Below are 25067 nucleotides of genomic sequence, written 5' to 3'. Positions count from 1 at the left end.
AGCCGACGTACTCTGGTCATCGTGCGATTGCAGCGACAGGTGGTGGACTATGCGCTTCGGCGGCGGTCCCTGCTGGCGGAGGTGTACTCGGGGCGCACCGGTGTGTCGGAGGTCTGCGACGCGAATCCCTATCTGCTGCGAGCTGCGAAATATCACGGGAAGCCCAGTTCGGTGATGTGCCCGATCTGCCGCAAGGAACAGCTCACGTTGGTGTCCTGGGTCTTCGGCGATCACCTCGGCGCGGTATCGGGTTCGGCGCGCACCGCAGAGGAGTTGGTCCTGCTGGCCTCCCGCTACGACGAGTTCTCGGTACACGTGGTGGAGGTATGCCGGACCTGCAGCTGGAATCACTTGGTGAAGTCCTACGTGCTCGGCGCGGTTCGGCCCACAGGCCCCTCCCGGGGACCGCGCTCGCCACGGACCGCGCGCAATGGTGCGCGGACGGCCAGTGAATAGCGAAGGGCGCCACAAACGGTCAACCGGCGATGTCCATAAGGGACATGCTGCTGACGGTGTGGACGACCGCGAGACCGTCGAGGTCAAGCGGCCCCGTCCGCTGCGCAGGCCGGTAAGCCATTTCGACGACCGCCACACCGCGATCATCCCGGCGGTGCGAGACGACGACACCCGACCGATTCGTGACCCGATCGAGGCGGTCAAGGCGGCACTCGACGGCACACCTCCGCCCAAGCCGCCGCCTCCGGTGCCGCCGCGCCGCCCGCCGCCAGGTGGTGGCGGACCGGGCGGTCCCGTTGGGCCGGGGGGCCGGCGGCCCCGCAAGCTGCCTGCGGTCGAGCAGATCAACTGGAAATGGGTGCGGCGCGGCATCTACGTGGCGGTCGCCGCCCTCGTCCTGCTGCCGCTCATCACGTTCGGCATGGCTTACATGATCGTGGAGGTGCCCAAGCCGGGCGACATCCGCACCAACCAGGTGTCGACGATTCTCGCCAGCGACGGTAGCGAGCTCGCGAAAATCGTTCCGCCTGAAGGCAACCGCGTCGACGTCAACATCGACCAGATTCCGGTGCATGTGCGTGACGCGGTGATGGCCGCAGAAGACCGCGACTTCTATTCCAACCCGGGGTTCTCGTTCACCGGCTTCGCGCGAGCCGCGAAGAACAACATCTTCGGCGGCGACACCCAGGGCGGCTCGACCATCACCCAGCAGTACGTCAAGAACGCGCTGGTCGGTGACGCGCGGGCCGGGCTCGGCGGCGTCATCCGTAAGGCAAAGGAACTGGTCATCTCCACCAAGATGTCCAGCGAATGGTCCAAAGACCAAGTGCTGCAGTCCTATCTGAACATCATTTACTTCGGCCGCGGCGCGTACGGCATCGCCGCGGCGGCCAAGGCGTACTTCGACAAACCGGTTGAGCAGCTCACGGTGGCCGACGGCGCGCTGTTGGCCGCCCTCATCCAGCAGCCCTCCCGCCTTGACCCCGCGGTCAACCCCGAGGACGCGCTGACGCGGTGGATTTGGGTGATGGACGGCATGGTCGAGGTCGGCGCCCTTTCGCCCACCGACCGGGCGGCGCAGGTCTTCCCGCCGACGGTGCCACCCGATCTGGCGCAGAACCAGAACCAGACGACGGGTCCGAACGGGCTCATCGAGCGCCAGGTGCAGAAGGAACTTCTCGACCTGTTCGACATCAACGAACAGACCCTGAACACCGAGGGCCTGCAGGTGACCACCACCATCGATCCGAAGGCGCAGGCGGCCGCCGAAGAGGCGGTATCCGAGACGCTCGAAGGCCAGGACCCCGATATGCGCTCCGCTGTGGTGTCGATCGACCCGAGGACCGGCGGCGTCAAGGCGTACTTCGGTGGAACCGACGCGCAGGGCTTCGACTTCGCGCAGGCCGGGCTGCCGACGGGGTCGTCGTTCAAGGTGTTCGCCTTGGTGGCCGCGCTCGAACAGGGCATGGGGCTGGGCTATCAGGTGGACAGCTCGCCGCTTGACGTCAACGGCATCAAGATCACCAACGTCGAGGGCGCCGGCTGCGGCACCTGCAACATCGCCGAGGCGCTGAAGAGGTCGCTGAACACCGCCTACTACCGGCTCATGCTGAAGTTGAAGAACGGTCCGTCCGACGTCGCCAAGGCCGCTCACGAGGCCGGCATCGCCGAGAGCTTCCCCGGCGTCGAGCACACGCTGTCGGAGGACGGCAAGGGCGGACCGCCGAACAACGGCGTCGTGTTGGGGCAGTACCAGAGCCGCGTCATCGACATGGCGTCGGCGTACGCGACCATCGCGGCGTCGGGTGTGTACCACCGGCCGCACTTCGTGCAGAAGGTCGTCAACGCCGACGGCCAGGTGCTCTTCGACGCGGCGGGCGAGGACAACTCAGGTGAGCAGCGCATCGACAAGGCCGTCGCCGACAATGTGACGTCTGCGATGCAGCCGATCGCCTCGTACTCCAACGGACACGCGCTGGCGGGTGGCAGACCGTCCGCGGCCAAGACAGGCACCAACCAGCTTGGCGACACCGGCGACAACCGGGACGCATGGATGGTCGGCTTCACCCCGTCGCTGTCCACTGCGGTGTGGGTCGGCACCACCCAGGGTGACAAGCCACTCGAGAACACGTGGGGCTCACCGGTGTACGGTTCCGGCCTGCCGTCCGACATCTGGAAGGCGACGATGGACGGGGCGTTGGAGGACACCGAGAACGAGTCCTTCCCCAAGCCGACGGAGATCGGCGGGTATGCCGGCCCGCCTGCGGCCGCACCGCTGCCGCCGCAGCCGTCGTCTCCGCCGCCGCCCACCGAGACGACGATTCAGCCGAGCATAGAGGTCGCGCCCGGCATCACCATTCCGTTCGGTCCGCCGACGCTGGTGCCAGCCGGGCCGCCGGGTGCGCCCGTGCCCGACCCGTACGCTCCTGTCGCACCAGCGGCACCCGTAGCGCCGGCCGGGCCGCTTCCCGGTCCGCAACCGCCGCCGCCTCCGCCACCGTGACAGACGGCGGTGACATCGGGGCAGATGACGGAGCGGCGCGCAAGCCGCTCCGTTCGACTGTGTCATCGCAGCGGCCTGCCGCCGTGTCATCGCAGCGGCCCGCGGCCGTGTCGTCGCAGCGGCCCGCCGCCGTGTCCCCACAGCCACTTGCGCTCGACCGGCGCAGTGCCGACGACCGCGATATGCCCAGCCGCACAGACGTACTGGGCGGTGCACTGTCGCAGCTGGCCGGCGGACCGGTCGGCAGGCACGCCCTGATCGGGCGGACCCGCTTTCTCACCCCGCTGCGGGTGATGCTGGTGATCGCTGTGATCTTCCTGTCGCTGGGCTACACGTCGAAAGCGGCCTGCCTGGTGAGCACGGGCACGGGCACCGCCGACCAGAAGGTGGCCAACTGGAAGAACCAGCGGGCGTACTACGAGCTGTGCTACTCCGACACCGTGCCGCTCTACACAGCGGAACTGCTGAACCTCGGAAAGTTCCCATACAAGTCGAGCTGGATCGAGAAGGACAGCCAGGGCAGGCCGCAGAAGCAGTTCGACGGCAACGTCGCTGTGCGGTACATGGAGTATCCGGTCATCACCGGCACCTACCAGTACCTGTCGATGGCGCTGGCCAAGAGCTACACCGCGGTGACCAAGCTGGTGCCCATTCCAACGATCGCCGAAGTGGTGATGTTCTTCAACATCTCCGCGTTCGGTCTGGCCTTGGCGTGGTTCGCCACGGTGTGGGCGACATCGAAACTGGCGGGCAGACGCATCTGGGACGCGGCCCTCGTCGCGGGCTCACCGATCGTCATCTTCCAGATCTTTACCAACTTCGACGCTCTGGCAACGGCTTTCGCGACGGGGGCGCTGTTGGCGTGGGCGCGACGAAGACCCGTCCTCGCAGGGGTGCTGATCGGTCTCGGCGTCGCGGCCAAGCTGTATCCGATCCTGTTGTTGGTCCCGCTGGCGCTCCTCGGGCTACGCACGGGGCGACTGCGAGAGGTGGGCAAGACGGCCGCGGCGGCAGCTGTCGCGTGGCTGGTGGTCAACCTGCCGATCATGGTGCTGTTCCCGCGGGGGTGGTCGGAGTTCTTCCGGCTCAACACCCGACGCGGCGACGACATGGATTCGCTGTACAACGTGGTGAAGTCATTCACCGACTGGCAGGGCTTCGACACCGGCCTCGGCCTGTGGGAGCCGCCGACGATCTTGAACACCGTCGTGCTGGTGCTGTTCGTAACATGTTGGGCCGGCGTCGGTTACATCGTGCTGACGGCGCCGCGGCGGCCGAGGTTGGCGCAAGTGGCCTTCCTCGTCGTCGCATTGTTCCTTCTGACCAACAAGGTGTGGAGCCCGCAGTTCTCGCTGTGGCTGGTGCCGCTTGCGGTGTTGGCGTTGCCGCATCGGCGCGTCCTGTTGGCGTGGATGACCATCGACGCGCTGGTATGGGTGCCACGAATGCTCTTTCTGTACGGCGAACAGAACCGTGGTCTGCCCGAGCAGTGGTTCACGGTCACCGTGCTGTTGCGTGACATCGCGGTGATCGCGCTGTGCGCATTGGTGATTCGGCAGATCTACCGGCCCGGGGTCGACCTGGTGCGCAATCACGGTCGGCTCGACGACCCGGCAGGCGGCATATTCGACGAGGCGCCTGACCGGCCACCGGACTGGCTGCCGAAGCGGTTACGGCCCACCGCGAGAGAAGACGCAAACACCATTCCCGAAGAGAGACCCACGGCTATTCTCAACGCGTGAGGTGGGCAACCCGGCAGCTGGGCGCCGCGGTCTGTGCCGTGGCTGCGGTGATCGCGGGCTGCAGCGGAACCCGGACTGTGCAGTCCGAGTCGCCGCCGTCGCCGCAAGGCACGAGCACCGCCGAACCGACCGGCGCGCCGCCCGCGTCCGGCGGCGTCCGGTATCTCGCCCTTGGCGATTCGTTGACCCAGGGTGTCGGCGCGGTCGACGAGACCACGGGCGCCTTCCCGGCGCTGCTGGCCGAGCATTGGCGGGCCGACGGTTGCGACGTCGAACTGCAGAACGCGGGGATCAGCGGCTACACGGCGGGGCAGATTTTGGCCGAGCAGGTGCCGCAGATCGAGTCGTTCCAGCCGACCATCGTCACGTTCCAGGCAGGCGGCAACGACATCGCCAATGGCATCCCGATCGACGAGTACCGCGACAACGTCAAACAGGTGCTGAGTTCGGCGAAGGGAAGCGGAGCGCGTGTCATCGTCCTCGCCCAGAATGACTGGGCCCGGTCTCCAGTGGGTGTCGACTACGGCGAGAGCGTTCCGTCGCAACGCGCGGCGTATGACGATGTGCTGATCGAGGAGGCGTCGGCCCATAACGCCGAATTCGTTGATCTACGGGAGCTTTACAAGCAACAGGCCGACGAGGGGCAGTGGGTGGAAGACGGCGTGCACCCGACCCCGGAGGCGTATCAGCAGTGGGCGGACGAGCTGACCGAGAAGGTCCCCGCGCCCTGCAAGTAGTCACTTTATTCCGCGAGCAGACGCAAAAGTGCCCGAAATCGGCCAAGCGGGGGCACTTTTGCGTCTGTCCCCAGCTGCGCGGGGGCCATGCGCTACGTCGCCACCGCGAACAAATGCCATTCGCCCGGCACGCCTTTGAGTGTGTGTGCGCCGCGGTCGTCGAATTCGAGCCCTGACCCGATGACCAGGTCGCGCAAGGTACTCGAGACGAGGACTTCGTTGGCCTGAGCGAGCGCGCTGACCCGCGCGCCGATGTGCACGGCGATGCCGCCGATGTCGTCGCCGCGCAGTTCGCACTCGCCGGTGTGCAAGCCCGCCCGCACTTCGATGCCGAGCGCCTGCACGGCATCGCGAATTGCCATGGCGCAGCGGATGGCCCGCTGTGGACCGTCGAACGTTGCGAGGAAGCCGTCGCCGGAGGTGTTGACCTCCCGTCCGCGGAAACGCGTGAGCTGCGACCGCACGACGGCGTCGTGCGCGTCGAGCAGCGCGCGCCAGTTGCTGTCGCCGAGTTGAGCGGCCATTCGCGTCGAGCCGACGATGTCGGTGAACAGCACGGTGGCGAGAACCCGGTCGTCTGCGAAATCGGTCCGGTGGCCGGTGAGGAACCCGGCGACCTCCTGGAACGACGCGCGCCATCCCGGTTCCACCAACTGGTACATGTTGCGTCCGGGGAGCTCGACGTACTTCGCGTCGGTTATGTGGTCGGCAAGGTACTTGCCCATTTCGGCGGTGATGATGCTGTCGCCCGTGTGCTGCACGATAAGGGTCGGCACCCGAATCGCCGGAAGGAGAGCCCGCACGTCCAAGTCGAAGAGGAGCGGCAGCATGAGCGCAACGATTCCCGGGCTCGCCGCCATGCGTTCATGGCGCGCCCACACGGAACGTATCTCCTCATTCCATGGCATCTCCGGATTGAGCACCCTTTGAAACGTGCCCGTGCCCCACGCCGCGGCCATTGCGGTGCGGAACTCGTCGACGGTGCGGTCCGCACGGCGTTCACCTGTCGTGCGGGCATAACACTCGAGGGCGATGAGTGCAGTGGTGCGCGAAGGATGCGTCGCGGCGTAGAGGGCCGCAGGCGCGAACGCGCCGTCGACTGCGAGCAGGACCGCTTCGCGGCTGCCCAGCTCGTCGAGTACGGCTGTGATGCTGTCGGTCCACTGCTCCAGGGTTGGCAGTGCCCCCGAGGCGACGGGGTCCGACCCGCCGGTGCCAGGCTGATCGAAGAAGACGAACCGACCTAGCGAGGCCATCGCTTCGATCCAGCCTTGAAAGACCGGCATTTCTGGGATGACTTCGCAACAGGTGAACCAGTTCGGCACGAACACGATGTCGCGCTCACCGGGCGCAGATGCGCGATAAGCGACGCGCAGATCCCCGTTGCGGGCGTAGCGCGTCTCGGAGAACACGGCCAAGTGTATGTCTGGATCGACCCGAAGAGCAGTGCGATTTCGCAGATCAGCAGGGGTTCCTGTAACCTGGCCCGGTTGCCGACGCAGGCGACCCTCCTGCCACGGATAGGCCGTGGCCGACTAGCCCATAGGAGGTGATGAGGTCTTCATGCGTCCATACGAAATCATGGTCATCCTCGACCCCACCCTTGACGAGCGCACTGTCAGCCCGTCGCTGGAGACGTTCCTGAACGTCATCCGCAAGGACGGCGGGACCGTCGACAAGATCGACATCTGGGGCCGCCGCCGACTGGCATACGAGATCGCCAAGCATGCCGAGGGCATCTATGCGGTGATCGACGTCAAGGCCAAGCCGGCCACTGTGACCGAGCTCGACCGTCAGCTCAGCCTGAACGAATCCGTTCTGCGGACCAAGGTGCTTCGGACCGACAAGCACTAAAGGCCGATGGGAGTCGGAGGCGCTGCGTAGGCTCGCCCACGACAACCACCGCCCCCGCGATGAGCGCTTGCGCGAAGAGCCGGAACTACTGCCCAGGAGGACCCCGTGGCTGGTGACACGATCATCACCGTCGTCGGAAATCTGACCGCCGACCCTGAACTGCGCTTCACCCCTTCGGGCGCCGCCGTCGCCAACTTCACGGTGGCGTCCACTCCGCGGATCTTCGATCGGCAGAGCAACGAGTGGAAGGACGGCGACGCGCTGTTCATGCGGTGCAGCATCTGGCGCGAGGCCGCGGAGAACGTGGCCGAGAGCCTGACTCGCGGCTCGCGGGTGATCGTGCAGGGCCGGCTCAAGCAGCGGTCTTATGAGACCCGCGAGGGCGAGAAGCGCACGGTCGTCGAGCTCGAGGTCGACGAGATCGGTCCGTCGCTGCGCTACGCCACGGCCAAGGTCAACAAGGCCAGCCGCAGCGGCGGCGGAGGCGGCGGCGGCTTCGGGAGCAGCGGCGGTGGCGGCGGCGACCGCGGCGGCTCACAGCAGCCCAAGGACGACCCATGGGGCAGCGCACCGGCGTCCGGATCGTTTTCCGGCAGCGACGACGAACCGCCCTTCTGAGATAACGCACATCAGCAACTGAGAAAGAGATAGACACATGGCCAAGTCCTCGACCAAGAGGCGTCCGGCTCCAGAGAAGCCGGTCAAGACACGCAAGTGCGTGTTCTGCTCCAAGAAGGGGCAGCAGATCGATTACAAGGACACCGCGCTGCTGCGCACCTACATCAGCGAGCGGGGCAAGATCCGTGCGCGTCGGGTGACCGGCAACTGCGTGCAGCACCAGCGTGACATCGCGATCGCCGTCAAGAACGCCCGCGAGGTCGCTCTGCTGCCGTTCAGCTCGTCAACCCGCTGAGTCGGCAGAACTAAGGAAAGACACCGAAGATGAAACTGATTCTCACCGCTGAGGTCGAGCACCTCGGCGTGGCAGGCGACACCGTCGAGGTGAAGGACGGCTACGGGCGCAATTACCTGTTGCCGCGCGGCCTGGCGATCGTGGCCACCAAGGGTGCCGAGCGACAAGCTGACGGGATCCGTCGGGCGCGCGAGACCAAGACCATCCGCGGCATCGAACACGCCAACGAACTGAAGACGGCGCTCGAGGGACTCGGGTCAGTGGAACTGCCCGCCAGGACCGCATCCGACAGCGGCAAGCTGTTCGGCTCGGTCACCGCAGCGGATGTCGTCGGCGCGATCAAGAAAGCCGGCGGCCCCAATCTGGACAAGCGCACGGTGCAATTACCTAAGGGACACATCAAGACCCTCGGCAGCCATCCGATAGCGGTCAAGCTGCATCCCGAAGTGGATGCCGCCGTGTCGGTGAACGTCGTCGCCGAGTCTTAGACGCACGCGTTAATTCCCGGCGTGAAGGCCATGATCGGCCTTCACGCCGCCGTTGCTGCAATTTCTGGCGAACAGTAATCGGCCTTATCCGCCCAGCGAAGCTAACCTGCCGTTAACCTCGGGGGCGCTGAGGTGAAACACAACACGCCCGAAGCCGTAACCCGGCCCGACACGCCGATGAATTTGTCATCCACAACTAACTCCCACCCCTGTGGTCCGCTTATCTGCGGGGATGTGGTTCACACCGGCGTTCTTCCACAGGTTCTCCCCAAGACCTCAACACGGCCGAGCGGAGATATCCACACCCCATCCACAGGTTCATGAACAGGCCCCCCTTGCGGTCTCTCCAGCAACGTCTAGCGTTGGCCGTCGCAAGGCTGTGGCGGTGCCGGGGAGGTTGTCCCCGTCGGGGGTTTGACTTACAGTCGCGATAAGGTTCTTCGAACGCACGTTCGAGCGCTGGAGGGGAGGTGGGCCGCGGTGGCTGTCGTGGATGACCGTGGCCGTTCCGGTATCGACGACGTTTCACCGCCTTCCGAAGACTTCGGTCGCCAGCCACCGCAAGACGAGGCCGCAGAACAGGCGGTCCTCGGCGGCATGCTGCTGAGCAAGGACGCCATCGCCGACGTGCTCGAGCGGCTACGGCCCGGCGATTTCTACCGGCCCAATCACCAAAGCGTCTACGACGCCATCCTCGATCTTTACGGTCGCGGCGAGCCCGCGGACGCTGTGACTGTCGCCGCCGAACTCGACCGACGCGGCCTCCTCCGCCGCATCGGCGGGGCCCCTTATCTGCACACGCTGATCTCGACCGTGCCGACCGCCGCCAACGCCGGTTACTACGCGACCATCGTCGCGGAGAAGGCGCTGCTGCGTCGGCTCGTGGACGCGGGCACGCGCGTTGTCCAGTACGGCTATGCGGGCGCAGAGGGCGCCGATGTCGCCGAGATCGTCGACCGCGCGCAGGCCGAGATCTACGACGTCACCGACGGCCGCACGTCAGAGGACTTCGTCGCGCTGGAAGACCTCCTGCAGCCGACGATGGACGAGATTGACGCGATCGCGTCGAACGGCGGGCTGGCCGCAGGTGTGCCGACGGGTTTCCTGGAGCTCGATGAGCTCACCAACGGCTTGCATGCCGGACAGATGGTGGTGATCGCGGCGAGGCCCGGCGTCGGCAAAAGCACGCTCGGTTTGGATTTTTTGCGCTCGTGCTCAATCAAAAACCGGATGGCGAGCGTCATCTTCTCATTGGAGATGAGCAAGTCCGAGATTGTGATGCGACTCTTGTCGGCGGAGGCAAAGATCAAGCTGACGGATATGCGCTCCGGCCGGATGAGCGACGACGACTGGACGCGCTTGGCGCGACGGATGAGTGAGATCAGCGAGGCGCCTCTATATATCGACGACTCGCCCAACCTGATGATGATGGAGATCCGCGCCAAGGCGCGCCGACTCAAGCAAAAGCACGATCTCAAGCTGATCGTCATTGACTACTTGCAGCTGATGACATCCGGCAAGAAGGTCGAGTCACGTCAGCAGGAAGTCTCCGAATTCTCTCGCCAGATAAAGCTTTTGGCGAAGGAACTCGAGGTTCCTGTTGTGGCGATGAGTCAGCTGAACCGTGGACCCGAGCAGCGCACAGACAAGAAGCCAATGTTAGCTGATCTAAGGGAATCCGGCAGCATTGAGCAGGACAGCGACATGGTTATCCTGCTGCATCGGCCCGACGCCTTCGAACGAGACGATCCCCGCGGCGGTGAAGCTGACCTCATCATCGCCAAGCATCGCAACGGCCCGACAAAGACTGTCACGGTCGCGCATCAACTGCATCTCTCGCGTTTCACTAATATGGCGAAGTGACGCGGGTGCATCGCTTCGTCCCCAGCCGCTCCCGTGACAGTGAATAAGCTAATGCTGCAAGATGATCCGGTAAGCGACTATTGTCGGGGGGTATCAATAGTCTCATACCATGGCAGAGCTGGAAGATCCCGCGACCGTCTGTGACGTAGACCTTGAACCGGACGGTTTGAGGCGGGCAAGTCGTGAGCCTCAGCCTTCACTGTCAGATCAGACGGCGTCGCAGCGACCTCGAGTCTCGAGAGCAGATAACGGATTTGAAGCGCCCCTCAACGAGCTGATAATCGCACCCGACAAACCGCTTCTGTGGTCGATAGACGACAGGATGCGCCTGACGAAGCGACGTGCAACGGGACGGATTCTGATCCGTAATCGAGAAGTCTCAAGGCTGACCCTCGCATCGGGGCGGGCTCTCGACATGACGTCCGGCCAAGAAGTGCTCATGGTGGATGGCTGGAGTTCACCGACGAAACTGAGTTCTGGCAGCCGGATCGCAGTCCCTCGGCGACTGCCCGAGCCGGCTCATCCAACGCCTATGCATGATTCAGAGATCATCATGCTGGCGCACATGATTGGCGACGGCTCTTGCGTCAAGCGACAGCCGATTCGCTACGCATCAGTCGATGAGAACAATCTCGCAGCTGTGACGATTGCAGCAGCACATTTCGGCGTGACACCGGTCCGCGACGAATACGCGGCCGCTCGGGTGACGACTTTGCGATTGCGAGCGCCCTATCGTCTGACACACGGCAAGCGCAACCCGATCGCCGAATGGCTAGACGGTCTCGGCCTCTTCGGCATGAGAAGTCACGAGAAATTCGTGCCGAGGGAGATTTTCGCACTGCCGAATGAACAGGTCGCCCTATTTTTGCGGCATCTATGGGCTACAGATGGGTCGGTGCGCTGGGACGCCAACATAGCGCACGGGCAGGTGTACTACGCCTCGACTAGCCGACGGCTGATCGATGACGTTGTGAACCTGCTCTTACGTATGGGAGTACAGAGCAGCATTACCCGGACGACGAAGGAGGGCTATCGCGATTGCTGGCACCTGACTATCAATCGCGCTGCCAACCAGATTGTGTTCCTCACCAAGGTAGGGGTGCACGGCGAGCGTGGAGTGAAGGCCAGAGAGGTTATCCGCCAGCTTGCTGGGCGAACACGCCGACCCGGTAGAGACACGATTCCAATCGAGATATGGACTCGCGTCAAAGCCTCACTTAAACAACGTAACTGGTCGGAGATGGATTTCGCGGTTGCGACTAACACCAGATTCGATGGTCCGCGCATGTGGACACACGCGCCGGGTCGGACAAGGCTGCACCGAATTGCCGGCGTCATGGACGATCCGGTTCTGCACGACCTTGCGACGAACGATGTCTACTGGGACAAAGTCAGCGCTATCACGCGCTTGGGTCGCCGGGAGGTCTACACCTTCGAGGGCCTGATGCACCCCGTGGTGGTCGAAGGTGTCTTTGTGCGACAACCGGGGTGATGCCAGTACCCACGGCGACCGTCTGCGGTCGTATGGCTAGATGTCGAAGGTGCCGGAGCGCCGACGAAGCCGGACCGGAAGATCTGCCGCTGCGTCGACGCGCTGGGACGCCCCGTCGCGCCGTCACGACCGGGTTCGCTCTACGGATCCTGACCGCAGCGGCCGCGGAGATGGGCGTGTCGCCGACGGACCTTGATCACGGCGTCTGGCAGTGGCGGCGGAGGCGGCGGTAGGCATCCTTCGCGCATGAGCGGTTCGAGCCGACAGTCGCGCCTGGTCGATGCAGCTGTTCAGCTCGCAGCGTCGAGGAACGGGAACACCGGCGAGCGGCGTTGATCGCCGAACGCGCCTCGGGTCCGTCGAGCAACAACCGCGCCGGACCACAGGCTTCATGCTTTGTCATCGGTGTTGTCACGAAGGGGCCGCACGCTCGCGGATCTCCACCGCCGTCTCGAGCATCTGGCTTGTGCTGGCGAACCAGTCCTGCAGATTCAGGTCAATGATGAGTTCGGCTGCGCCTGCGTCCGCGGCCGTTCGGACATCGTCCAAGATCTGGTCAAGGGTGCCGACGAACGTCGATCGGTCGGATTCTGCAGGCCGGTCGGTGAAGGTGACGTTTCCCACCACGACCATCTCCATCCGGCTCGTGTCCCGGCCATACTCGGAAGCCATCTCCCGGATTCGGTCCCAGCTTGCACGCAGTTCTGCGGCTCCGGCCGGCCCGGCGCCGCAAGATACGGCAGCCAGCCGTCCGCGCGTTTGGCGATGCGCTGCACGGTCTTTGAACTAGTGCTGCGCCCGAGATTGCTGCCACCGTCGGCCAGCAACACGGGAATCTTCGAAAACGGGCTCGGGCAGGACTGAAGCGTTGACGTAGAACCGCCAGGAAAGGTTGCCGGCTGGTTCGTGGACGATGGGTCACACTCCGGACCCCCTGGCAGTCCTCACCGCAGCTGCGGTTCTGCGGATTGATGAACAACCACAGCGGTGTCGCTTCGCTTCCAGTCCATCGGAGTGCCTCTTCTCGAGTCGGCGGTCAAGCGTCGGACGACGTCCGTCGATGATGCCCGCCTGGAGAGCGCATGTCGTCGGTGTTCACCGCCATCCCAGCCGGCAAGCGCGATGACCCCAGGGTGGACATCGTCGCGCGTAGTTCGTAGCCTTTGCGAGACGCACGCGCCGGACCACCGTCGGTCCCTATAGCGAAGGATCGTGACAAGCCGAATGACCAGGGCTCGCCATTCACTCCGGCGAGCGGCGTACGGCGCGGCGGCCGCGGTGCTGGTGCTGGCGATGTCGGTGGGCGTCGTCACGGCGGATCCCGCGGCTGATGCGTTGGCCAAACTCAACGAGTTGTCCCGTCAGGCGGTGCAGACCCGCGAGGCCGTCACGACGGCCCAACGCGATGCCGACGCCAAACTGGCTGTCCAGACAGCGGCCGAAGAGCGCCATCGTGCTGATGCGGCGGCCCTCGAGGTTGCGAACTCCCAGCTGGAGCCCTTTCAAGCCGCGGTCGACCGAATAGCGGCTATGACTTACATGGGTGGAGGCACCGGTCAATTCGCGGCGGTGCTGGCCACGACATCCCCGCAAAACCTGATCGACCAGCTGTCGCTGCAGCGGGTGGTAGCCGCCGAGACGGCCGACCAGATGAAGGCCTATCGATCAGGCCGTGAGCGCGCGGCCGCGGCTGCCAAGGCCTCGGAGACCTCGGCCGCCGACGCCCGCGCCGCGGCCGAGCAGGCCTCCGCGGTCCGCGCAGACCTGCAGGCCAAGTGGCGTGAACTGCAGCGTCAGATCATCGCCGCAGAGGCGCAGTACACCGCGTTGACACCGCAACAGCAGGCGGTGATCGACAACGCGGTCCCGCCTCCGCCGGTGCCGGGCGCGCCGGTCCCAGCAGACCCGGCGATCGTCGCAATGCCCGGCCAGGCCCCGGAAGCCGTTGATCCTTCTCTCGCGGTCGCTCGACTAGACATCCCGGAGGCGTTGCCCGTCGGCGTGGCATATGAGGCCGGCATGCAGCCCAACACCATCGTGGCCGCCAGGGCCGTCAGCGCAAGGTTCCCGCAGATCGCCGATATCGACGGCGTTCGGCCGGACTCGAAACCGTGGCATCCGAACGGTCTGGCGATCGACATCATGATTCCCAACCACAGCAGTCCCGAGGGCATCGCGCTCGGCGACGAGATTCTCGCGTTTGCGATGAGTAATGCGGCCCGATTCGGGTTACAGGATGTGATCTGGCGCGGCACTTACTACACGCCGGGCGGTCCGCAGGGCTCGGGTTACGGCCACTATGACCACGTGCACATCACCACGACACCACGTCGCTGACCAGAACGTCGATCAGCAATGGCCAAGCCGCCGCCCTAGCCCGGCCAGTCTGTGTCCAGTGGAAAATGACCGTGGATCAGCCGACGCTTCAGTATCTTTCCCGTCGCCGTGCGCGGCAGCTCGCTGACGAAGGTGACGTCGCGCGGAATCGAGAAACGACTCAGACGGTTTCGGACGTAGCCCTTGACCATGTCTTCGTCCAGCGAGGCCCCTCTGGCGCGGACGACGAACGCGGCGAGGCGCTGACCGAACTCCGGATCCGGAACGCCTACCACTGCCACGTCGGAGACCTGCGGCAGGACCGCGATGGCTTCCTCGACGGGCCGCGGGAACACGTTCTCGCCGCCGGAGATGATCATCTCGTCATCGCGTCCGGCGACGAACAACCGGCCGCTTGCGTCGAGGTACCCGAGATCACCTGTGTCCATCAACCGGTCCTCGATGGCGGGTGACGGGGCGTTGGCGTAGCCGTCGAACAGCATGTCGTTGCCGACGAAAATGCGACCGACGGCCCCGACCGGCACGGGATCGCCTTTGTGATCGAGGATGGCAACGCGCGTACCGAGCGGTGGTCGACCGGCGGTTGTCGGGGCGACGCGCAGGTCGGTGGGATCGGCGATGGTCGCCCATGACACCTCGGTGGAACCGTAGAAGTTGTACAGCACGTCACCGAACGTGTCCATGAACTTGACGACGGCTGCGCCAGGAATCGGTGACCCGCTGCTGGCGACCACCTTCAGCGACGACGTGTCGTATCGGCTGATCACCTCGGCCGGCAACTCCAGGATGCGCTGCAGCATCACCGGAACCAGAACCAAGGCCGTGCAGCGCACTCGCTCGATGGTTCTCAGACACTCCTCGGGGTCGAATCGTTCGATCAGCACCACCGTCGCGAGTATCGGAGTGCTCACTTGCAGCGCGGCGAGCCCCCACGCGTGAAACAGCGGCGCGGCAAGGAGCATCACTTCGTCACGGCGAAGCGGCATCCGTGACAACATCGCGGCGATCGCGCCGAAGCCGGGCGGCGTCGGCCTGCGTGCGCCCTTGGGCGTGCCGGTGGTGCCCGAGGTGAGAACAACCAGCCTGCCGGGTTGCTTCGGCGGCGGAACCGATGGCGCCCGCGCGCCTGCGGAAATGATGTCGTCGATCGATTGACGCTGCGGCACCGCGGAATTCGGATGCATCGAGATCCGGCGAATCTCCGGGGGCAGGTAGCACACCTGCGGCTCGAAGTCGTCGTCGACGAAGATCGCATCGACCGCGTTCTGTTCGACGATCTCTTCGATCGCACGGGCCGCAAGGCCGGTGTTGAGCAACACCAGCTCGGCACCCAACTTGCTGGCAGCCACCATGGCTTCGACCATCGCCGAGTGATTGCGAGCCAGAACTGCGAATTTGCTGTCCCTGGTGTAGCCGCCTGCGACAAGGCCCGCGGTCAGGTGTCCGGTGCGCTCGGCCATGTCTCCGTAGGTCAGCGTCCTGTAACGATCGATCGATGCCGTATTACCCGGTGACCGCGCGGCAGCCGCCCCGAGACCCCCTGCGAGCGTGAAGCCCCATTTGGCAAGGGAATTCAGCTGTCGGATGCCACGATCGGGCCGCGATGCGCGCACCACACCGCTGACGAGCATCGTCTTCATCACACTGAGGTGCAGAGAATGGCCGTCGCCCATATTGACCAACAGCGATGACTGTTTGCCTTCGAGATAGTCGCAGACCCGAAGCAGACCGTCCCGGATCCAGTGCCGGACGGCGGTGTCGCTGACCTTCGCGAGGTCGGGGTGGAGCAGGCCGAGCGCAAAGATCCTCACCGCGACCCGTGTCCCAGCCGCTTCGGGCGTCAGGCGGATCGACGCGAAGCAACGACCCACCTCTGTCGCCTCGACCCGCATCTCCGCACGGGCCCGCAGGGTCGTCTGACCCATTCCGCGGACCACGGCGGTGCCGCGGGGTGTGGATAGCCGGACCTGGAACTGCTGTGCGCTGCCGGAAATCTGCTCGCACGACCCAAGTCCTCTGAAGAACCGCGGATACCAGTCTGGTGCCTCGAGAATTCGCCAGACATCTGGGCACGGGTGATCCAGCGCCATGTCGAAGGCGATCACCTCGTGTACCACGCTCGTCCTGCCAGGTTTGTCTATCGGCCGACCAAGAGAACACATTGTGGTTCATCAGCCCGCCGGCCGGAACTTTTCCGCCGACTGGGCTCCGCAACCAAGTGATCGACCGAGCGTGGTCGCAGCGAAGTTACCCATCGGTAGAGTGAGGCGCGGGGAACGGAGGCATCGTGTTGTTCGAACACAAATTCCTGGAGATCCACGGGGAACGGCTGGCCTACTACGACGAGGGCCAGGGCGAGACGGTTCTGCTGATTCACGGCATGGCGGGCAGTTCTCAGACCTGGCGGGAAGTATTGCCCCGGCTGGCCAGGCGGTACCGGGTGATCGCGCCCGATCTGCTGGGCCACGGGCGGTCGGCCAAGCCGCGGACCGACTATTCGCTCGGCGCGTTTGCGGTCGGACTGCGCGACCTGCTCGACGAACTCGAGGTGAGCGCGGCGACCGTGGTCGGTCAGTCGCTCGGCGGCGGGATCGCGATGCAGTTCCTGTACCAGCATCCCGACTACTGCCGTCGGCTTGTGCTCATCAGCAGTGGCGGGCTGGGCCCGGACGTCGGGTGGGTCCTTCGCTTGCTCTCGGCACCGGGCGCCGAATTGGTCATGCCGGTCATTGCGCCGGGTTTCGTTCTGCGCGCCGGTGATTCACTGAAGTCGTGGTTGTCGTCGTTGGGCCTTCGATCACCACGTGGCGCGGAGATGTGGAGCGCATACTCGTCGTTCTCCGATGCTGCCACCCGCGGGTCGTTTCTGCGCACCCTCCGCTCGGTCGTCGACTACCGAGGGCAGTCCGTCAGCGCCTTGAATCGCCTGCAGCTCAGAGCCGACCTGCCCACCCTGGCCATCTGGGGTGAGGACGACGCCATCATTCCCGTCGACCACGCTTACGCGGCATTGGAGGCGCGGCCGGATTGCCGCCTCGAAGTGCTGCCCAATGTTGGTCACTTCGCGCACGTCGAGGCGCCGAACGAAGTGGTGGACCTCATCGACGACTTCATCGCGACAACTCCGGCGGCCGCGGAGAGCCTCTCGCCGCATCAGTGACCGCATCGCTGACTGAGAAAGCCGCGCGCCGAGACGTCAGCATTCGGTAATCCGCTCGACGACCCTTCGCTGCCGTAGATGTGATTCGCTCGAATTGTGGCGGACTTCGGCGGCGGCAGTCGCCTCCTGCTAAGGCGACCGGGAGGGTAGAGCGTGGACGTGCGGGCACAGGTGTCTCAATTGAGCGAAGAGACACGGGAGGCTCTCGCACGACGGATCAGGTCTCGCCTCCCCCGCGTCGATCAGCCCGAAGCCGACCACGACGTGTCCATCGTGGGAGGCGGAGTCGCCGCACTCACCCTCGCGCTGCAGATCCGGCGGGCGCGCCCGACCACCCGGATCCTGATCATCGAGCCGAACCCCCATCCGATACCGGAGATCACCCACACTGTCGGCGAGTCCACCGTCGAGGTCTCCGCGCACTATCTACGCGACCAACTGGGGCTGGCCGACCATCTGCAGTCCGCTCAGCTACGCAAGATGGGGCTGAGGATGTTCTTCTCGAAGAACGCGAACGCCGATATCGCACAGCGGATGGAACTCGGCAGCTCTTCGTTCGTTCCGCAGGTGACCTACCAGATCGATCGAGGCAGACTGGAGAACGAGCTCGCGCGACGCTGCGCTTCGAACGGCATCGAATTCGCTCACGGGCGAGTCCGCTCGGTCGAGCTGGGCGCATCGGGCAATCCGCACCGCATCACCGTTCAGCGTGGGGACTCTGTCAGCGGCACGTCGGCACGGTGGGTGATCGACGCTTCGGGCCGCAACCGGATGTTGCCGCGGCAATTGGATCTGAAGCAGGCCAACGACCACCGGTGCAACGCCGCGTGGTTTCGCGTCGCGACCGAGATCGACATCGGTCGCTGGAGCGATGATCCCACCTGGCAGGGGCGCCTTGTCGAGGGCGATCGCGCGATGTCCACCAATCACCTGATGGGCGAGGGTTACTGGGTCTGGCTCATTCGACTGGCCTCCAGCGCCACCAGCGTCGGGATCGTGGCGGACCCTGACGTCCACGCGTTCGAATCGTTCAACACGCTGGAGAAGTCGAGGGCATGGCTGCGCAAACACGAGCCGCAGTGCGCGGCGGTCATCGCCGAGAGCGCCGATGCGATCATGGACTTCCGCGTGATGAAGAAGTACAGCCATGGTGCGACGAAAGTCTTCGACGGTTCGCGCCGCTGGTGCCTGACGGGCGACGCAGGGGTGTTCCTCGACCCGTTGTATTCGTCAGGGCTCGACCTCGTCGCCATCGGCAACGGCCTGATCACCGACATGGTCGTCCGCCACCTCGATGGTGAGGATGTCGTCGCCCGGTCGCACATCAGCGACGCCCTGTTCCGATCCCTCACCGAGATGTGGTTGGCCGTGTACCAGGATCAGTACACGTTGATGGGCACGCCGATCGTGATGTCGGCGAAGATCATCTGGGACGTGGCGTTCTACTGGGGTTTCATCGGTTTGCTCTACATGAACGATCGCTTCGTGACACTTGCCGACGATCCGGGTTTCGTCCCTCAACTCGACGGGCTCATCGCGCTGAGCAATCGCGTCCAGCGCTTCTTCCGGGAGTGGGCAGCGGTCGAGAACGGCACGCCGTCGGCGCCGTTCGTGGACTTGTATTCACCACTGAACTTCATGGTGACGCTCCACACCGCGATGATGGGGACGAACCCCGACTTCACCGAGCAGTTCGACGCCAACGCCCGGCTGCTGCGCCGCTTGGCCGGCCAGCTTTTCGAGACCGTTCTCACCGACAAGTCGGCGATGTTCGGAGACGACAGCGCGATGAGGCAGATACAAGCGTGGCAACGAGATCCGCTGTTGCGCGAACTGCGGTCGCTCTACCGTCGAGAACAACCGGCGGACCCGATCAGCGGGGACTGGATCGTCGCATCGGCACCGATACTTCAGCCCAGTTGATTGACGACCAATTCGCGTTGCCGCCGGACGGAAGCACTCCCAGGATGACCACACTGACCACAGACAGAAGCCACGAACCGCTGGCAATCGTTGGAATCGGATGCCGGCTTCCTGGCGAGGCTGACTCCGCGGACACCCTGTGGAGCCTGCTGGTCAACGATACGGATGCCACCTGCGTGGTCCCCGAAACACGGTGGGACGCCGCGCGATACCACGACCCGAATCCGTCGAAGGCCGGCAAGATCGTGACCCGGCGGGGAGGTTTCCTGCGCGAGATCGATCAATTCGACCCCCAGTTCTTCGGGATGTCCCCGCGCGAGGCCCATTCACTCGATCCGCAGCAACGTCTTCTGCTACAGGTCGCGTGGGAGGCTTTGGAGGACGGGGGAATTCCCGCCGACGATCTGGCGGGCACCGACGTCGGCGTCTTCGTCGGCGGCTTCACCCTCGATTACCAGCTGCTTCAAAACCAGGGTCGCACAAGTCGGTACCGGTTCAAGTCGCATTCGTCGACGGGGATGATGATGACGATGCTGGCGAACCGCATCTCTCATGCGTTCGACTTCCGCGGACCCAGCATGACCGTCGACACGGCGTGTTCGAGCTCGCTGGTTGCGGTACATCTTGCGGCGCAGAGCATCTGGAACGGCGAGTGTGATGTCGCTCTCGCCGGCGGCGTGAACATCATGATCGGGCCGAATACCGCGATCGCGGAGTCGAAAAGCGGATTCCTCAGTCCCGAAGGACGTTCCAAGGCGTTCGACGACTCCGCCGACGGATACGCGCGCGGAGAAGGCGGCGCGGTCGTCATCATCAAACCGCTCGAGCACGCCCTTCGCGACCACGACGAAATCTACGCTCAGATCCTCGGCACCGCCGTTTCGCAGGACGGCCACACCGACGGCATCACCGTGCCACGCGAGGAGGCCCAGGAAGCGGCGATCAGAACTGCTCTCGAACGAGCGGGCGTGTGGCCGGCCGAGGTCGGGTACGTCGAGGCACACGGCACGGGCACTCCGGTCGGCGATCCCATCGAGATGCGCGCACTGGCGAGCGCGTTGACGTCGGATCGACCGGCGACCAGTCCGCTTGTGATCGGATCGGTCAAGACCAATATCGGGCACCTGGAGGCGGGCGCCGGTGTGGCCGGGCTGATCAAAGCGGCGTTGGTGGTCAAACACGGGCACATCCCCGCCAATCTGCATCTTCGGACGCCGACCCGACACGTGTCGCTGGAGCAGCTGAAGATCGAGGTGCCGGCAACGGGCCGGCCGTTCCCCGACTGCGAACGGCGCATAGCCGGGGTCAACTCGTTCGGCTTCGGCGGCACCAACGCTCATGTCGTGCTCGCCGAACCGCCTGCCCCCCACCCCCGGGCCGGCCGGGATCAACCCGCAACGTGGGCACCGGCCATTCTGCCGATCTCCGCGCGCAGCGAGGACGCGCTTGCCGCGACAGCAGGCCGGTTGGCCGGCTACCTCGACGTCCACCCGCAAGCCTCGCTAGCGGATCTGCTCTACACACTCGGCCGCCGGCGTGCTCACCTCAATCACAGGCAGGCGCTGGTAGTCGGCACCATCGGCGAAGCGCGCGAGCAACTTCAGGCCCTTGCCGACGGAGGGCAGATCTCCACCAATCGCGTCGGTGCAGCGGCGCCCAAGCTCGCATTCGTGTGCAGCGGTATGGGTCCGCAGTGGTGGGGGATGTGTCGCGACCTGCTCGACGTCTCCCCGGCCTTCAGGGACAGCATCGTGCGAACGGACCGAGCGCTCGCCCGCTACACGACCTGGTCTCTGCTCGATGAGCTGTGCCGCGACGAAGCGAGTTCTCGGATGGGGGACACCGAGATTGCGCAGCCGGCGAACTTCGCGATACAGATTGCGCTGGCCGAGCAGCTCGCGCAGTTCGGGGTCGCGCCGGACGCCGTGATCGGACACAGCGCCGGTGAAGTGGCCGCGCATCACCTGGCCGGACTGCTCACCTTCGAGCAGGCGATCGAGGTCATCTACCACCGAAGCCGACTCCAGCAGCGCACAAGCGGACAGGGGCGGATGCTCGCCGTCGGCCTCGACTCCGAAGCCCTGATGCAGACGATCGACGACGAGGCACGCGGCGAGTTCGGACGGCGGATCTCGGTGGCTGCCATCAACAGCCCGTCCGCGGTGACCATCGCCGGCGACAGCGGCATCCTCGACGACATCGCCCGGCAGTTGAACGAGGCCGGAGTGTTTCATCGGTACCTCGTCGGCAAGGTGCCGTATCACACGCATTACATGGAGACGGTGAAAGACGATCTGTTCCGCGCGTTCGACGGGCTGTCGTCCAAGGCCGCCGCGCTTCCGCTGTATTCCACCGTCACCGGCGAACGGTTGGACGGGTATCAGTCCGGTGACGCCTACTGGTGGCAGAACACCCGCGCCACAGTCCTTTTCGAGCCGGCGGTCCGCCGGATGCTCGAGGACGGCTACACGCACTTCGTCGAACTCGGTCCACATCCCGTACTTGCCGCATCCATTCTGGAAACAGCAGGAACACAGCGGATTTCGGTCATTGCCACTCAACGTCGCGACCAGGATGACAACAGGACACTATTGAAGAGTGTCGGTGAACTGCACTGTGCGGGCTACGACATCTCCTGGAACGGTGGCCACGCCCACCATCGGGGCAGGCTGCTGAAGCTACCTTCGTATCCCTGGCAGACGAAGCGGTACTGGAACGAGACACAGGAAACGGTGGAGGCCCTCTTCTACCACCCGGTGCACCCGCTGTTGGGCCAGCCGGTGAGCGCCGTCCATCCCACGTGGGAAGTCGAGTTGAGCACCGTCGTCAATGCCTTCCTCGCCGATCACCGAGTGCAAGGCAGTGTCGTCGTCCCCGCCGCCGTGTACGTCGAGATGGCTCTGGCTGCGGCCAAGGCCACCTACGGGTCCAGCCACAGCGTCGACAATCTCGAACTTCGCCGCGCCGTGATCCTCGATGAGGCCTGCGACCCGATTCTGCGGACCACGCTCAACGAGGACGACGGCACACTGGAGTTCACCGCATTCACCGCGACAGCCGACGGGGAATCCAAATGGACGATCACGGCGACAGCGGAACTGAGCACCCTGCCTGCAGCGCCTCGGCCCGAGAACGCGCAACCCGACGCCGACCAGATCACCACCATCGGCGGTGAGGACTTCTACCTCCGGACTCAAGCCATCGGGTTCGACTACGGTGACGCGTTCCGGTCCGTGCACGGCGTTACCGCCGGTGAGGACTGGGCCGTCGCCGAGATCGCCGTACCGGCGTCGCTCGTCGGCGAACTCGACGAATACCAGTTCCACCCGGCACTCATCGACGGGGCGTTCCAGACGCTCTTCGGAGCGCCCTTCCTCGGGCAGGTGTCTAACGACGAGCCCTATCTGCCCACCCGCATCAGGCACTGCGCGGTCTACGGCTCAGTCGAACAGACCATGCGGGTCCACGTTCGCGTCCTGTCGGCGACCAGAGAACATGTCGAGAGCGACATCACGATCACCGACCATGCCGGAACGCCGCTGGCCGTGATCGACGGCTTCGTGGTGCAGTCGCTGAGCGCCTCCTCGCGCATGTCACCCGATCACATCGACAAGGGATTGCTCGAAGTCCAATGGTGTGCGGTCGACGACAGTGCGGCCACAGACGGTCAACACGAGGCCCCGGTGGGCCCGTCGTCGTGGCTCGTGCTCGTCGACGACACCGGCGTCGGTACGACAGTCACCGAGCAACTGCGGCTACGGGGCCATCGCGTTCACCGAGTCGAACACCGACCCGTCGATGCGCTCATCGAGACCGGCGACAGCGTCGTGCTCAATGCCGGTCGTGCCGACCAAATCGGCCAACTGCTCACACATTTCGGAGATCACCGAGACCTGGCCGGAATCGTCAACTGCTGGCCGCTTGACATCCCCGGAGGCAACGACGACCAAACACATCACCTGGGTGCCTTCACCGTTCTCCGCCTCGTGAAAGCCCTCGCCGAGCACGACACCGTCAAGCCACGTCTGTTCCTCGTCACCGCGAACGCGCAACCGGCACCGGGTAATCCGCTGAGTTCGGTTGACCAGGCGGCCATCTGGGGGCTCGGCCGAGTCATCGGCCACCAGGAGTTCCCCGAACACTGGGGCGGTCTCATCGACATCGACCGTGCCGATGATCTCGCTGTCACCGCCACAAGGATCTGCGAACATCTTCTCGACGACGGGCCTGAAGACCAGATTGCGATCCGGGGTAAGACCACGTTCGTCCCGCGTCTGCGTTCGTGCGACGGCCTCACGAAGCCCTTCCCGACGAAGCTCACTCCCGATGCCGCCTACGTGGTCACCGGCGGAGCGGGAGCGCTGGGCCGCGTCGTCGCCACCTATCTGGCCGAGCGTGGCGCGCGGCACATCACCCTGCTCAACCGACGTGTCATCCCACCGCGGAGCGGTTGGCCCGCTTTGACCGACGAGGACCCGTTCTACGCCACGGTGACCGCGATTCGCGCGATCGAACGACTCGGCGCGCAGGTCACCACCGCCAGTGTCGACGTCGCCGACGGCGACCAGGTGCGGGCATGGTTCGACGATCACATCCGCAACGGCGGCAGGCCGATCCGAGGAATCGTCCATGCCGCGGGGTCGGTCAACGACCAACTGCTGGTCAACACGAGTGAAGTCGACTTCAGCAAGGTACTGGCGCCCAAGGTCACCGGCGCTCGCGTTCTACACGACACCTTCGCCGAACAGGATCTGGAGTTCTTCGTCATGTTCGGCTCTGCCGGGTCTACCATCGCCGCCCCAGGACAGGGCAACTATGCGGCCGCCAACGCGTTTCTCGACGCGTTCGCGCACTGGCGTCAGGCGCAGGGTCTGCCTGCGCTCACCATCGGTTGGGGGCCATGGTCGGTGGGAATGGTCGAGGAACTGAAGCTCGAAAAGGTATACGCGCAGAGGGGAATCGAGCTGATAACCCCGGCGGTAGGGACGCGGATCCTCGATCGGCTCCTCACTCAGCGAACACCTGCCGTCGTCGCCATGAGTGCCGACTGGGGGCGGGCCCGACAGGCTGGGCTCGGTGGCCGGCTACCACTGCTCTTCTCCGAACTCGGAACGGCCGAAAGCCCGGCTGCGCAACTCGATTCCGAGGGGTCGATACTCGAGGTCCTCGCTGGCACCCCGGAGGCCGACAGACTTGGCGTGATCGCCGACTCCGTGCGACGCATCGTCGCCGCTGTCTTCGACTGTTCGGTGACCGACATCGAGCCCGACGACATGCTTGACGACATCGGCCTGGATTCCATGATGGCCATGGACTTCCGGGTGCGGATCAATACTGTCTTCTCGATCGATCTTCCCGTGCTCGAGATACTCCGGGGCGTCAGCGTCAACGTCGTGGCCGACCGAGTGCTCGGCGAACTCCATTACGTTCACGGCGATGTGCCGACTGCGGTCGACGAACCGCCTCCCCAAAAGACCGTCGCCGACGACGACATGGACCGCCTGATGAACGATCTGTCAGATACCGAGTTGCGCCAGTTGCTGGCTGAACTGGAGAGCGAGACGGTTCAGACGGAAAGCGGAGAGGTGAGCCCGTGATG

General features: G+C 64.9%; 17 protein-coding genes. 14 read left to right on the top strand and 3 right to left on the bottom strand.

Going from position 1 to position 25067, the window contains the following annotated elements; genetic code table 11:
* Window positions 1-21 precede the first annotated feature (21 nt).
* From C6A82_RS26690 to C6A82_RS26675, 4 genes are all read left to right on the top strand, one after another.
* A complete protein-coding gene (locus C6A82_RS26690; protein ID WP_105347563.1) occupies window positions 22-456 on the top strand; it encodes a DUF5318 family protein in 435 nt (144 codons plus the stop codon).
* Window positions 449-2959 (top strand): transglycosylase domain-containing protein, encoded by a 2511-nt coding sequence (locus C6A82_RS26685; RefSeq protein WP_396836758.1) that lies wholly within the window; start codon window positions 449-451, stop codon window positions 2957-2959. Before C6A82_RS26690 ends, C6A82_RS26685 begins: the two co-directional genes overlap by 8 nt.
* A gap of 182 nt (window positions 2960-3141) precedes the next feature.
* On the top strand, window positions 3142-4701 hold the full coding sequence (locus C6A82_RS26680) for a glycosyltransferase family 87 protein (protein ID WP_311101937.1): 1560 nt from the start codon (window positions 3142-3144) through the stop codon (window positions 4699-4701).
* The gene (locus C6A82_RS26675) at window positions 4698-5438 is read left to right on the top strand and encodes an SGNH/GDSL hydrolase family protein (RefSeq protein WP_105341446.1); all 741 of its coding nucleotides are present in this window, start codon (window positions 4698-4700) and stop codon (window positions 5436-5438) included. The genes C6A82_RS26680 and C6A82_RS26675 overlap by 4 nt, the downstream gene beginning before the upstream one ends.
* A 92-nt stretch (window positions 5439-5530) precedes the next feature.
* On the opposite strand, the gene C6A82_RS26670 is transcribed toward C6A82_RS26675, so the two are convergent.
* Window positions 5531-6850 (bottom strand): adenylate/guanylate cyclase domain-containing protein, encoded by a 1320-nt coding sequence (locus C6A82_RS26670; RefSeq protein WP_105341448.1) that lies wholly within the window; start codon window positions 6848-6850, stop codon window positions 5531-5533.
* A 151-nt stretch (window positions 6851-7001) separates the two neighbouring features.
* Between C6A82_RS26670 and rpsF the strand changes: the two genes are divergently transcribed.
* The 6 genes from rpsF to C6A82_RS26640 all read left to right on the top strand — a co-directional run bounded on the left by rpsF (window position 7002) and on the right by C6A82_RS26640 (window position 12048).
* On the top strand, window positions 7002-7292 hold the full coding sequence (gene rpsF, locus C6A82_RS26665; protein WP_311101563.1) for a 30S ribosomal protein S6: 291 nt from the start codon (window positions 7002-7004) through the stop codon (window positions 7290-7292).
* Between the two features lie 105 nt (window positions 7293-7397).
* The gene (locus C6A82_RS26660) at window positions 7398-7910 is read left to right on the top strand and encodes a single-stranded DNA-binding protein (RefSeq protein WP_105341642.1); all 513 of its coding nucleotides are present in this window, start codon (window positions 7398-7400) and stop codon (window positions 7908-7910) included.
* A gap of 37 nt (window positions 7911-7947) precedes the next feature.
* Complete coding sequence (gene rpsR, locus C6A82_RS26655) at window positions 7948-8205, top strand: 30S ribosomal protein S18 (protein WP_105341644.1); 258 nt, start codon at window positions 7948-7950, stop codon at window positions 8203-8205.
* A gap of 29 nt (window positions 8206-8234) precedes the next feature.
* Complete coding sequence (gene rplI / locus C6A82_RS26650; RefSeq protein WP_105341646.1) at window positions 8235-8693, top strand: 50S ribosomal protein L9; 459 nt, start codon at window positions 8235-8237, stop codon at window positions 8691-8693.
* A 480-nt stretch (window positions 8694-9173) separates the two neighbouring features.
* Window positions 9174-10556, top strand: a complete 1383-nt coding sequence (gene dnaB, locus C6A82_RS26645) for a replicative DNA helicase (RefSeq protein WP_105341647.1) — start codon at window positions 9174-9176, stop codon at window positions 10554-10556.
* A gap of 109 nt (window positions 10557-10665) precedes the next feature.
* Entirely contained in the window at window positions 10666-12048 is a 1383-nt protein-coding gene (locus C6A82_RS26640; RefSeq protein ID WP_311101562.1) for an LAGLIDADG family homing endonuclease, read from the top strand.
* Window positions 12049-12459: 411 nt separating this feature from the next.
* Here the strand turns inward: C6A82_RS26640 and C6A82_RS26635 are convergent, their stop codons facing one another.
* Entirely contained in the window at window positions 12460-12720 is a 261-nt protein-coding gene (locus C6A82_RS26635; RefSeq protein ID WP_142405882.1) for a hypothetical protein, read from the bottom strand.
* A 552-nt stretch (window positions 12721-13272) separates the two neighbouring features.
* On the opposite strand from C6A82_RS26635, the gene C6A82_RS26630 reads away from it, so the two are divergent.
* Complete coding sequence (locus C6A82_RS26630; RefSeq protein ID WP_105342670.1) at window positions 13273-14385, top strand: glycoside hydrolase; 1113 nt, start codon at window positions 13273-13275, stop codon at window positions 14383-14385.
* A gap of 35 nt (window positions 14386-14420) precedes the next feature.
* On the opposite strand, the gene C6A82_RS26625 is transcribed toward C6A82_RS26630, so the two are convergent.
* Window positions 14421-16502 carry an AMP-binding protein gene (locus tag C6A82_RS26625; RefSeq protein ID WP_105342672.1) on the bottom strand — a complete coding sequence of 694 codons (2082 nt, stop codon included), beginning with the start codon at window positions 16500-16502 and terminating at the stop codon, window positions 14421-14423.
* A 173-nt stretch (window positions 16503-16675) separates the two neighbouring features.
* Between C6A82_RS26625 and C6A82_RS26620 the strand changes: the two genes are divergently transcribed.
* The 3 genes from C6A82_RS26620 (at window position 16676) to C6A82_RS26610 (ending at window position 25065) form a co-directional block, all read left to right on the top strand.
* Window positions 16676-17545, top strand: coding sequence for an alpha/beta fold hydrolase (locus tag C6A82_RS26620; RefSeq protein WP_105342675.1), 870 nt, complete (start codon window positions 16676-16678; stop codon window positions 17543-17545).
* A gap of 159 nt (window positions 17546-17704) precedes the next feature.
* On the top strand, window positions 17705-19468 hold the full coding sequence (locus tag C6A82_RS26615; protein ID WP_396836842.1) for an NAD(P)/FAD-dependent oxidoreductase: 1764 nt from the start codon (window positions 17705-17707) through the stop codon (window positions 19466-19468).
* 44 nt (window positions 19469-19512) lie between these two features.
* Window positions 19513-25065: a type I polyketide synthase gene (locus C6A82_RS26610; protein WP_311101561.1), complete on the top strand. Its 5553-nt coding sequence runs from the start codon at window positions 19513-19515 to the stop codon at window positions 25063-25065.
* Window positions 25066-25067: the final 2 nt, after the last annotated feature.

The organism is Mycobacterium sp. ITM-2016-00318, from assembly GCF_002968285.2.
In the GTDB taxonomy this organism is placed as follows: Bacteria; Actinomycetota; Actinomycetes; order Mycobacteriales; family Mycobacteriaceae; genus Mycobacterium.
This window is presented reverse-complemented; position numbering and strand designations above follow the sequence as displayed.

Coding starts and splice junctions, on each gene's coding strand:
- C6A82_RS26640 (WP_311101562.1), top strand. CDS start 10,666: ATGGCAGAGCTGGAAGATCCCGCGACCGTCTGTGACGTAGACCTTGAA.
- rplI (WP_105341646.1), top strand. CDS start 8,235: ATGAAACTGATTCTCACCGCTGAGGTCGAGCACCTCGGCGTGGCAGGC.
- C6A82_RS26680 (WP_311101937.1), top strand. CDS start 3,142: ATGCCCAGCCGCACAGACGTACTGGGCGGTGCACTGTCGCAGCTGGCC.
- C6A82_RS26635 (WP_142405882.1), bottom strand. CDS start 12,720: ATGGCTTCCGAGTATGGCCGGGACACGAGCCGGATGGAGATGGTCGTG.
- C6A82_RS26610 (WP_311101561.1), top strand. CDS start 19,513: ATGACCACACTGACCACAGACAGAAGCCACGAACCGCTGGCAATCGTT.
- C6A82_RS26630 (WP_105342670.1), top strand. CDS start 13,273: ATGACCAGGGCTCGCCATTCACTCCGGCGAGCGGCGTACGGCGCGGCG.
- rpsR (WP_105341644.1), top strand. CDS start 7,948: ATGGCCAAGTCCTCGACCAAGAGGCGTCCGGCTCCAGAGAAGCCGGTC.
- rpsF (WP_311101563.1), top strand. CDS start 7,002: ATGCGTCCATACGAAATCATGGTCATCCTCGACCCCACCCTTGACGAG.